The organism is Thermodesulfobacteriota bacterium (genome assembly GCA_040758155.1).
GTDB lineage: Bacteria > Desulfobacterota > Deferrimicrobia > Deferrimicrobiales > Deferrimicrobiaceae > UBA2219.
The window spans coordinates 1-7,182 of record JBFLWB010000157.1 but is presented as its reverse complement, the minus strand read 5'-3'; the positions used below and the strand labels follow the sequence as shown (position 1 = coordinate 7,182).

At 64.7% G+C, this 7,182-nt stretch carries 7 protein-coding genes; all 7 read left to right on the top strand.

Features of this window, described 5'->3' with window-relative positions; translation table 11 throughout:
- Positions 1 to 772 (top strand): branched-chain amino acid ABC transporter permease (locus tag AB1346_11015; protein MEW6720969.1); only part of this gene is annotated, 772 nt, incomplete at its 5' end.
- A 34-nt stretch (positions 773 to 806) separates the two neighbouring features.
- Positions 807 to 1,988, top strand: a complete 1,182-nt coding sequence (locus AB1346_11010) for an ABC transporter substrate-binding protein (GenBank protein MEW6720968.1) — start codon at positions 807 to 809, stop codon at positions 1,986 to 1,988.
- A gap of 4 nt (positions 1,989 to 1,992) precedes the next feature.
- Entirely contained in the window at positions 1,993 to 2,787 is a 795-nt protein-coding gene (locus AB1346_11005) for an ABC transporter ATP-binding protein (GenBank protein ID MEW6720967.1), read from the top strand.
- 158 nt (positions 2,788 to 2,945) lie between these two features.
- On the top strand, positions 2,946 to 4,223 hold the full coding sequence (locus AB1346_11000; protein MEW6720966.1) for an AMP-binding protein: 1,278 nt from the start codon (positions 2,946 to 2,948) through the stop codon (positions 4,221 to 4,223).
- A gap of 1 nt (position 4,224) precedes the next feature.
- Positions 4,225 to 5,424 carry a Xaa-Pro peptidase family protein gene (locus AB1346_10995; GenBank protein ID MEW6720965.1) on the top strand — a complete coding sequence of 400 codons (1,200 nt, stop codon included), beginning with the start codon at positions 4,225 to 4,227 and terminating at the stop codon, positions 5,422 to 5,424.
- A gap of 25 nt (positions 5,425 to 5,449) precedes the next feature.
- Entirely contained in the window at positions 5,450 to 6,010 is a 561-nt protein-coding gene (locus AB1346_10990) for a hydrolase (protein ID MEW6720964.1), read from the top strand.
- On the top strand, positions 6,007 to 7,182 hold a 1,176-nt coding region (locus AB1346_10985; protein ID MEW6720963.1), incomplete at its 3' end, for a VCBS repeat-containing protein. The genes AB1346_10990 and AB1346_10985, both read left to right, overlap by 4 nt.

Sequence of the window (7,182 nt, the reverse complement as noted above, 5' to 3'; positions counted from 1 at the left end):
GAAACTGGGGCTTCCGTTCTGGGTCGGCGTCCCGGCGGCGGGGATCGTGACGGCGCTGGCCGGGATGGTCTTCGGGATCCCGTCGCTCCGGCTGAAGGGGCTGTACCTGGCGATCGCCACGCTGGCGTCCCAGTTCATCCTCGAGTGGATCTTCCTGCGCTGGGAGTCGGTGACGGGCGGTTCTTACGGCATCGTCGTGCCGAGACCCTCCATCGGCGGCTACGTGTTCGAAAGCGACCGCTCCTACTACTACATCGTGCTCGCGGTCGCCGCCGTGATGGTTTTGTTCGCCGTCAACCTTGTGCGCACCCGGACGGGCCGCGCCTTCATGAGCGTGCGGGACCACTACATCTCCGCCGAGGTCATGGGGATCAACCTGTTCAAGTACCGGATCCTGTCCTTCGCCATCTCCTCCTTCTACGCGGGGGTGGCGGGGGCGCTCTACGGCCACTCGCTGAAGTTCGTCTCGTCGGAGCAGTTCCACATCGGGGTCTCGGTGAACTACCTGGCGATGATCATCATCGGGGGGCTCGGGAGCGTCCTGGGCTCGATCTACGGGGCGGTGTTCATGATCCTGCTGCCGCAGGCGATCACCGTCCTGACGAACGCGCTCGGGGCGACCTTCCCTGACATCGCCAAGCTCGTGATCGCGCTGGAGCAGGGGATCTTCGGCGCCATCATCATCCTGTTCCTGATCTTCGAGCCGGACGGGCTGGCGCACCGGTGGAAGATGATCAAGGCGTACTGGAAGCTGTACCCGTTCTCGTACTGAACCATCATTCCGTGACATGAAGGAGGATCGGAGCATGGCGAAGAAGAGGATTCTCGTGACGGCAGCGGCGGTCTGCATGGCATTCCTTCTCTGCGGAACCGCGCAGGCCGCGGACATCAAGATCGGGCACCTCGCGGACCTGACGGGGCCGACCGGCGACGTCGGGAAGCCCTACGCGGAGGGCGTCCAGGCCTATAAGGAGTACGTCAACGCCCAGGGCGGGATCAACGGCAAGAAGATCGACATGCAGATGTTCGACTACGCCTACGACAAGAACAAGGCGATCAACCAGTACAAGAAATACAAGGAAGAGAAGGTGGTGGCGATCCAGGGGTGGGGTACGGGCGACACCGAGGCGCTGGTGGGGTTCGTCTCCGCGGACAAGGTCCCCTATATTTCCGCATCCTACTCCGCACACCTGACCGACCCGAAGAAGGCCCCGTACAACTTCTTCTGCGCGGCGGACTACACCACGGCGCTGCGCGCCGGGCTCATGTATCTCAAGGAGGGGTGGAAGGAGAAGCGGGCTCCCAAGATCGTCTTCATCTACCCGAACCACCCCTACGGCATCGCCCCGATCAAGGGCGGGAAGGAGTTCGCGAAGGAGATCGGGTTCGAAGTCCTCGGGGACGAGAACGTCGACCTCAAGGCGATCGAGGCGAACTCCCAGATGCTTTCGGTGAAGAACAAGGGGGCCGACTTCGCCTGGATCGGCGGGACGAGCAACTCCACGGCCGTGATCCTGAAGGACGCCAGGAAGCTGGGGCTGACCACGCGCTTCTTCAGCAACATCTGGGGGATCGACGAGAGCACGCCGAAGCTGGCCGACGGGGCGGAGGAAGGGGCCCTCGTAATGGCGGGATCCGTGGCATACGGGACGAACGTTCCCGGCATGAAGCTCCTGAAGGAGATCTCGAAGAACCAGCCGCAGCTGACCCATTACATCCGCGGATACGTGTCGATGATGGTGCTGGTCGAGGCGCTCAATCGGGCGGACAAGGCCACCGGCGGCAACATCACCGGCGAGTCCGTGAAGGCCGCCCTGGAGACCTTCAAGGATTTCGATACCGGCGGCCTGACCCCGGGGAAGATCACCTTCACGGCGACGGACCACCGCCCCTTCACGGAAGTCAACATCATGGAGCTGCAGAAGGGGAAGCTGGTGTTGAAGAAGACGGTGGCCCCGCCCCGCAAGGCGGAGTGGCTGGGAATCTGATTCGATGCTGAAAGTGAACAACATCGAGGTCATCTACTCCGACGTCATCCTCGTCCTGAAGGGACTGTCGCTCCATGTCCCGCCGGGGAAGATCGTCGCGCTCCTCGGGGCCAACGGGGCGGGGAAAAGCACCACCCTGAAGGCCATCTCGGGGCTCCTGAAATCCGAGGAAGGCGAAGTCACGGACGGGGAGATCCTGTTCTGCGGGGAGAAGATCAACGGGAAGGACGCGGAGGAGATCGTAAGGCGGGGGATCTTCCAGGTGATCGAGGGCCGGCGTGTCTTCGAGGACCTCACCGTGGAGGAGAACCTGCGGTGCGGGGCATACACGCGGCAGGACAAATGGCTCATCAAGGGCGATTACGAGCGGGTCTATTCCTACTTTCCGCGCCTCAAGGAGCGGAGGAAGGGGATCGCCGGATACCTTTCCGGCGGCGAGCAGCAGATGCTGGCCATCGGGCGCGCGCTCATGGCGCGCCCCAAGCTCATGCTCCTCGACGAGCCGTCCCTGGGGTTGTCCCCCCTGCTGGTCCGCGAGATTTTCGGGATCATCAAGGACATCAACGAGAAGGAAACGACGACGATCCTCCTCGTCGAGCAGAACGCCCGGGTGGCCCTCTCCATCTCCAGCTACGGGTATATCATGGAGAACGGCAAGGTCGTGCTCGACGGCGAAACGGACAAACTGATGAACAACGAGGACGTAAAGGAGTTTTACCTCGGGATGACCGAGGTGGGCTCCCGCAAGTCGTACCGGGAGATCAAGCATTACAAGCGCCGCAAACGCTGGCTGTCCTGAGAGAAGAACGACAAAACGCAAAACGGGGACGTTCATGAGTTCTTCCGCAAAAGCGGGACAGACATGATGTTTCATCTCTGTCCCTGAACTGTGGAAGAACTCATGAACGTCCCCGTTTTGCTCTTTTTGCTCTTTTTGCTCTCTCACGCGAGGAAAATATGATCGACCGCCTGATGGGATATTACGACGAGGAACGGGAGACGATGTCTCCGGAGCGGCGGGCGGAGACGCGCCGGAAACTGCTCCGCGAGACCGTCCGGTACGCCTACGAGCATGCGCCGGCGGCCCGAAGGAAGATGGACGAGGCGGGCGTCCGGCCCGAGGACGTGAAGGAAGTCCCGGACCTGCACAAGATCCCGCTGACAAGGAAGGCCGATCTCAAGCACATACAGAAGGGCGAGCCGCCGTTCGGCGGACTCGCCGCCATGCCCCCTTCAAAGATGCGGCGGATCTACGTCTCGCCGGGCCCCACGTACGATCCCGAGGGATGGGACGAGAGCCACTGGCGATGGGAGAAGGCGTTCTTCGCGGCCGGATTCCGGGAAAGCGACATCGTCCAGAACACCTTCAGCTACCACCTTTCGCCCGCGGGGCTGATGTTCGACGAGGCGCTTTCGAGGATCGGGTGCACCGTCGTGCCGGCGGGGGTCGGGAATACCGAGCTGCAGGTCCAGGTAATGAAGGAGCTTTCGGTCACAGGGTACGTGGGGACGCCGTCGTTCCTCCTGACGCTGCTGGAGAAAGCGAAGGAGCTCGGATCCGCCCCCGGACGCGGGCTCGCCCTGCAGGTGGCGATGGTGGCGGGGGAGATGCTGCCGGATACGCTGCGGTCGCGGCTCCAGGGGGAATTCGGCGTGCAGGTCCGGCAGTCGTACGGGACCGCGGATGTCGGCATGGTAGGCTACGAATGCCGGGAGGCCGCGGGGATGCACATCCCGGACGAGATCCTTCTCGAGATGCTCGATCCGGTGACCGGCGCGCCCGTCGTTCCGGGGAGCGTGGGGGAAGTCGTGGTCACCCTCCCGAACCGGGCCTACCCGCTGGTCCGCTTCGCCACGGGAGACCTTTCCCTTGTCAATGAGGGACCGTGCCCGTGCGGGAGGACCTCCCACCGGCTCCAGAGGATCGTGGGACGCGTGGACCAGGTCACCAAGGTCAAGGGGATGTTCGTCCATCCGGAACAGGTCTCCCAGCTCGAGAAGAAGGTCGGGGAAATCGCGTCGGCGCAGTTTCTCGTGTCCCGGACGGGCCACGAGGACCTGCTGGAGATCCGGGTCGTCCTGAAAAAAGGGGTCGATCCTTCCACCCGGTTGACGGAACGGATCGTCGAGGAAGCCCGGGGAATCACACGCCTGGGAGGCGTCGTCCGCTACATGTCCGAAAGGGAGGTCGAGGAGCGGGAAAAGAAGATCCTCGACCTGAGAAAGTGGGATTGAGATGGAAGGGTATGCGCTGACGCCGGGCGAGGAGATCCGGAGCCGGATCGGGAAGCTGCAGGAAAAGCTCCGCGAGGAGGGGCTGGACGCGGCATTCATCGTCCAGAACGCGGACCTGTTCTACTTCACCGGCTCGATCCAGCAGGGGATCCTGATCGTTCCCGCGGACGGCGAGGCGGCATACTTCTGCAGGAGGGTCCACGAACGGGCCCGCGAGGAATCGCCCCTTTCCGAGGTCGTCAGGATCCGGAGCCCGAAGGAGGTCCCGGCCTGGTTTGCGGCAAAGGGGGTTTCCTTCCGCAAGGTGGGCTACGAGATGGATGTCCTTCCCGTGGCCGTCTTCCAGCGGTTCCAGCCGCTCTTCCCCGGGGCGGCGGCCGAGGACGTATCCCCCTTGGTGCGCGCGTTGCGGGCGGTGAAGTCGCCCCACGAGGCGGATGCCTTGAGGGAATGCGGGCGCAGGCTGGCGTCCCTCCTCTCCGGGGCGCAAGGGAAGATCGGGCCCGGCACGACCGAGATGGCGCTGCAGGCGGCCCTCCAGGCGGAAGCGCTCGCGGGGGGGCACACCGGCACGGCACGGATGCGCGCCTTCAACCAGGACATCGGGATCGGGTGCGTGATCTCCGGGCCGGACGCGGCGGTCCCTTCCTTCGCCGATACCCCCACGGCGGGAAAAGGATTGAACCCCTATTCGCCCGCGGGGCAGGGATACCGATCGATCCGGAGGAACGAGCCGGTCATCGTCGACCTGATCTGGTCGCAGGGCGGATACCTTGCGGACATGGCGAGAACCTACAGCATCGGGGCCATGCCGGCGAAAATGGAGGAGGCGCATCTCCTTTCCCTGGAGGTGATGCGGGCCATCGAGGCGGGGATCCGTCCGGGAGCGGTGGCTGGGGAGCTGTACGAGGCGGGGATGGCGGTCGCCGCGCGTTCGAGATTCGGGGACAACTTCATGGGGGCGCCGGGCTATAATACGAAATTCATCGGGCACGGTGTGGGGATCGAGGTGGACGAGTTCCCCTTCATCGCGAAGGGGATGGAGACCGAGCTCGCGCCCGGGATGGCGTTCACGCTCGAGCCCAAGTTCGTCTTCCCGGGAGAGGGGGCGGCCGGCCTGGAGAATACGTATCTCGTGACCCGGGACGGCTTCGAGAAGCTGACGGTCTTGACGGAAGAGGTCATCCGCTGCGGCGGATGAACTGGAGCGATAGGGGAGGCGGCGGATGAAGCGGGTGCTCGAGCGGGAGGATGCGGCGCTGGTCGTGATCGACGTCCAGGAGCGGCTGGTCCCCGCGATCGACAAGGAGCTGTACGAGCGATCCCGGAAGAACATCGTGGTCGCCATCGAGGCGGCGGGCGTTCTCGGGGTCCCGATACTCCTCACGGAGCAGTATCCCAAGGGGCTGGGGCGGACCGTCCCGCAGATCCTCCAGGCGCTGGAGGGGAGACCGCACGAGCTGGTGGAAAAGACGACGTTCAGCTGCGCCCGGGACGAGGGATTCCTTTCCGTCCTGGCGAAGACGGGACGCAGGCAGGTGATCCTGGCGGGCATGGAAACCCACGTCTGCGTCTACCAGACCGCGCTGGACCTCCTGAACGCGGGCTACGAGGTATTCGTGCTGGACGACGGCGTGTCCTCCCGGTATCCGCACAACCACCGCAGCGGCATCGAGGCCATGCGGGACGCCGGGGTACGGCTCGTGCCGATGGAAACCGCGGTGTTCCAGCTCCTGAAGGTGGCGGCGACCCCGGAGTTCAAGAAGATCTCGTCCCTTTTAAGATGAAGCGGCTCCTTTTCGTTCTCGCGATCCTGGCCGCTTATTCCCTGCCCGCGGACGCCGCGCGGCAGGTCGTCGCCCTCTTCCCTCCGGAAGTCCTTCCCGCGACGGGAGACAACGTCCTGCTCCCCGCGGTCCCTATCCTCGAGAAGGCGCTTAAAGAGAAGCTGGGGGAACGGTTCGACGTGCGGTCCCCCGCCTCCCCGATCCCGGAGAATACGGAGGAGGCCCGTCGGGGAAAGGCGAGGTCGCTCGGCGCTTCCTACATCGTCGGGGGGACCCTTTCCCGGATCGGGAAAGGGGTGACGCTCGACGTGACGCTGGCGCCCGTTGAGGATCCCGGGAAGGGGAGGACCGTAGTCGTATCGGACCGCCTGGAGGACCTTCCTGCGGGCTCCGAGCGATACGTCTCCCTGTTCCGCGGCCTGGGCTCGGAAGCGGCCCGCCGGATGAGCGACCTCTTCTTCGGTACGGGAGGGCATGGAGGAAGCGGCGTCCTCCGCTTCGACGGGACGATCTCCCGGAGCTCGGCCATTCCCGGGGAAGTGGTGTCCGTCGCGATGTCCGACCTCGACCGGGACGGGAAAATGGAGGTCGCGGCCGCCTACGATTCCGGGATCGTGGTCTACGGGCTGGAAGGGGACGATCTCCGGGAGGAGGCGCGGATTCCCGAAGCGGGGCCCGGGCTGTTCCACCTGGACGCGCGGGACATCGACCGGGATGGAGTGGCGGAGATCCTGTCGGTGCGGTTCGCGGGTAGCAAGGTCCTGTCCGATATCTGGCGCTACGACGAGAAGGGTGGCTACCGCCGGATCGCGTCCGACCTTCCGTTTATCCTGCGGACGGCCGATCTCGGCCCCGAGGGGATCGTCCTCCTGGGTCAGGAAACCGATCCCGCCAGGATCTACCGGGGGCCGGTCAACCGGATGACGTTCGATCCGTCCGGCTCGGTGGCTGTCAGCAACCGGGACGGCGCCCTGCCGCTCCCGGAAGGGACCTTCATTCTGGCGTTCACCCCGCTCCGCTGGAAGGACGAGATCCGGTACGCCGTCCTGTCGTCGAGGGATCGTATCGTCTACCTCGATTCGGCGGGGAAGGAGCTGTGGGAGGGGCTGGATGCGTTCGCGGGGACGGACGTGGCGCTGCCGGCGATGCAGGGGAAGCTCCGCCTCCCGGTG